This is a genomic window from Microbacterium sp. (assembly GCF_047971895.1).
In the GTDB taxonomy this organism is placed as follows: domain Bacteria; phylum Actinomycetota; class Actinomycetes; order Actinomycetales; family Microbacteriaceae; genus Microbacterium.
This window is the reverse complement of the sequence record NZ_JBKEAF010000051.1, coordinates 1-3,563: the sequence shown is the minus strand read 5'-3', so window position 1 is coordinate 3,563 and position 3,563 is coordinate 1. Positions and strand designations below refer to the sequence as shown.

General features: G+C 71.2%; 3 protein-coding genes and 2 pseudogenes. 4 read left to right on the top strand and 1 reads right to left on the bottom strand.

The window, feature by feature from the left end:
• A pseudogene (locus tag ACK5IN_RS04620) lies at positions 1-389 on the top strand (threonine aldolase); the annotation flags it as partial.
• Between the two features lie 399 nt (positions 390-788).
• Here ACK5IN_RS04620 and ACK5IN_RS04615 read toward each other — a convergent pair.
• Positions 789-1,376, bottom strand: a complete 588-nt coding sequence (locus tag ACK5IN_RS04615; RefSeq protein WP_416895040.1) for an NUDIX hydrolase family protein — start codon at positions 1,374-1,376, stop codon at positions 789-791.
• An 80-nt stretch (positions 1,377-1,456) separates the two neighbouring features.
• Between ACK5IN_RS04615 and ACK5IN_RS04610 the strand changes: the two genes are divergently transcribed.
• From ACK5IN_RS04610 to ACK5IN_RS04600, 3 genes and pseudogenes are all read left to right on the top strand, one after another.
• Entirely contained in the window at positions 1,457-2,116 is a 660-nt protein-coding gene (locus ACK5IN_RS04610) for an alpha/beta hydrolase (RefSeq protein WP_416895039.1), read from the top strand.
• A gap of 91 nt (positions 2,117-2,207) precedes the next feature.
• On the top strand, positions 2,208-3,188 hold the full coding sequence (locus ACK5IN_RS04605) for a TauD/TfdA family dioxygenase (protein WP_416895038.1): 981 nt from the start codon (positions 2,208-2,210) through the stop codon (positions 3,186-3,188).
• 19 nt (positions 3,189-3,207) lie between these two features.
• Positions 3,208-3,563 (top strand): annotated as a pseudogene (locus tag ACK5IN_RS04600) (hypothetical protein); the annotation flags it as partial.

Sequence of the window (3,563 nt, the reverse complement as noted above, 5' to 3'; positions counted from 1 at the left end):
TCGTCTACCTGCGCAAGCAACAGATGCAGCTCGCCTCGAAGATGCGGTTCATCTCGACGCAGCTGCTGGCGCTGCTGGACGGCGACCTGTATCTGCGCAATGCGCGGCATGCCAAAGAGATGGCGCAGCGCCTGCGCGCGGGCATCGAGACGGGTCTTGCCGACGGGTCGCTGCACGGCGTCGCGTTCACGCAGGCGACCCAGGCCAACGCCGTTTTCGCGTCGCTGCCGGAGGGAGTCGCCGATCGCCTGCGCGAGCGGTTCCGCTTCTACGACTGGGATGCCTCGAAGGGCGAGGTGCGGTGGGTGTGCAGCTTCGACACGACCGAGGCCGACGTCGACGCGTTCCTGGCGGCGCTGCGCGCCGAGCTCGGCGGCACCCCGTCCTGATCTTGCATTCATAGGAATACACCTTCCTCTCCGTGCGCTGTATCGAATAGGCGCTGAGCGCAGCGCCACGACGCAGAGAGGTGGATGAGATGGAACGGTTCGACGGACGCGTGGCCCTGAGCCCGCATACCACCCCGCCAAGGGCGCGGTGCGGCTGCTGACGAAGACCACGGGAGGGGTCCCGGGGCGACCGGGCCGGGTGAGTGGCGCTACCGCCCCGCGCGACTCGTCCGCGGCATCCTCCGCCTGCTCGTGCGCGATCGCCGCGCTGCGCGCGGATCGCGGCGGCTTCGACCTGCACCTCCCTGCGGCGGTGCGGCTGTCGGCGGCGTCGGTGAGCCGGCGGCAGCATTCCTCGAACGACGCGGCGCGTTCGCTCTCGGTGCGCAGCTACACCGGTCAGCGCAGGGCGCCGACGCTGGCCAGGGCCAGTCGCACGAGGGTTCCGCGGCCGCCTTCCATCTCGGCGGAGAGGGAATCGGATGCCGCCTCCTCCGGCGTCAGCCAGGTCACCTCGAGCGCGTCCTGACGCGGCTCGCACGGTCCCGTGACCGGAACGACGAACGCGAGCGACACGGCGTGCTGGCGGTCGTCGTGGAAGGCCGAGACCCCGGGGATCGGGAAGTACTCGGCGACCGTGAACGGCACCGGCTGCGGCGGCAGCAGCGGGAACGCCATGGGGCCCAGATCGTTCTCGAGGTGTCGGAACAGCGCGTCGCGCACGGTCTCTCCATAGCGCACCCGCCCCGACACGATCGTGCGCACCATCTCCCCCATGGGCGTGGCGCGCAGCAGGATCCCGACCTCGGTGACCTGGCCCATGCCGTCGACCCGCACGGGCACGCCCTCGACGTAGAGCATGGGCAGCCGGCGCCGGGCCTCGGTCAGCTCGATGTCGCTCAGCCACGCCGGGTTCGACGCCGCGCCCTCGGGGGCGCCGAAGGGGTCGTCGCCGGAGGGGTCGGGGTCGGGCGTGCGCACAGCCATGCTCCTGTTCTACCCCACTCTGTGGTTTCGGCGGAGCAGGACGGGGCCGCTCTGTCGGAGGGACGGGCCACAATGGAACGGTGACCGAGTTGCGCATCGACCCCGACACCGTGCTGTGGTCGGCCGACACCGCCGACCGCACCGGCCACCCGCTGCTCGTGCTGCTGCACGGCTACGGCGCCGACGAACGCGACCTGTTCGGGCTCACCCCGTATCTGCCGTCCGCGTTCGTGTTCGCCGCACCGCGCGCGCCGCTCAGCCCGCCATGGCCGGCACCGGGCTTCTCGTGGTACCCGATCGAAGGGCTTGAACGCCGCGACCCGACGCACGTCACCGCGGCGGCGGCCGCGTTCATCGACTGGGTCCACGCGCAGCCCGGGCACGACACCATCGGGCTGCTCGGCTTCTCGCAGGGCGCGGCGATCGCGCTGCAGGCCCTGCGACTGCGCCCCGACCTGTTCGACTTCGCCGTGAACCTCAGCGGCTACGCATCGCCCGGCGAACTGCCCAGCGACGGCGAGCTCGCCGGCATCCGTCCGCCGGTCTTCTGGGGCCGCGGAACGGCCGACGACGTCATCCCGCCCGAGCTGGTCGAGCACACCACGCAGTGGCTGCCGCAGCACAGCGACCTCAGCGGCCGCGTGTATGCGGGGCTCACCCACAGCGTCTCGGAACAGGAGCTGGACGACGTGCGACTGTTCCTCGACAAGCGGCTGAGCACCCCTGAGACACCAGGTTAGGCAATACTCACTTTCAAGGTGATCGTCCCAGTCCGGCTGGGTATACTCCCCATGCACACTCGCAGACCCGCAGCAGCGGAAAGGACGTCTCGTGATCGAACGACAGATCAAGCCCGAGGTAGCAGCGATCTTCACGGAGGTCGCCCGAGGTCGGGGCAACATCTATCGCGATGACGAGGCATTCGAGGCGCTGCTCGCCGATGCGAAGGCCGCTCTCGTCGAGGCCGACCCCGAGACGGTTGCGCTGATCGAGCAGTTCGCCCGCGCGGAGGTCCCGGACGGGGGCATCCTCTTCCACGGCCTGCACGTCGACCAGGACGCCATGGGCGAGAGCCCGCAGGACGAGGAGGCCTTTCAGGAGAAGGACCGCGAGCCCGCCACCGAGGCCGCGCTCATGGCGTTCGGCACCGTCGCTGGTGAGATCTTCTCGTTCGCCCGCCAGCACGGCGGCACGCTGATCCAGAACGTCACCCCTGTCAAGGGCCACGAGTACGACGCCGTCGGCACCGGCAGCCGCAGCCTGCTCGACTGGCACTCCGAGGACGCGTTCGACGACGCCCACCCGCAGTTCGTCGGTCTGTTCTGCGTGCGCGGCGACGAGCGCGTGCAGACCGCACTCGCCCCGGTCGACCGCATCGAGCTGACCGCCGACGAAGAGGCCGTGCTGCGCGAGCCGCGCTTCATGCACGGTATCGACAAGGCGTCGGGCGGCACCGGGCGGCCCGAGGACGGCGTGCGGGGCGTGGCCCTCTACGGCGAGGACGACAAGCGCTTCGTGCGCATCGACATGGACTGCGCCGCCGCCGTCGAGGGCGACGAGGCCGCCGCCGCCGCATACAAGACGTTCCACGACGGCGCCAACGAGGCGGGCCTGTACGTGACGCTGCAGGAGGGCGACCTGTTCCTCTTCGACAACCGTCGCGTCATGCACGCCCGCACCCCGTTCGAGCCGCGCTACGACGGCACCGACCGCTGGCTGCAGCGCGTCATCATCTCCGACGACCTGGGCCGTTCGGCAGGTCGCCGCACGCAGCGCCGCCGCGTCGTCGAGAGCGAACTGGTCGACGCCTGATCCGGTGGCGGCGCTGTCCGTGCGAAGAGCTGACCTGCCCACCATCAGCCCCCTGCGCGTCGTGGTCTCCCGCGGCGCGCTGACCGCGAACGCACGCACCGCGGGCGCGGGTGCCGTGGCCGACCTGCGCCGTGACGCGTTCGGCCACGGCATCGAGCCGGCCGCCGAGGCGGTCGCCGCCGCCGGTGTGCGCAAGGCGGTCGTCGACGCGGCGGCGCGACCGGTCGCCGAGGCGGCGGGGCTGACGGCGACGGATGCCTCCCCCACCCTCGACAGCCGCACCCTCTACGGGCTGCCCGGCGGCGGCGGCACACCCGCGATGCGCCTGCACGGGTCGGTGCTGTCGACCAAGTTCCTGCTCGCCGGCGAGGGCGT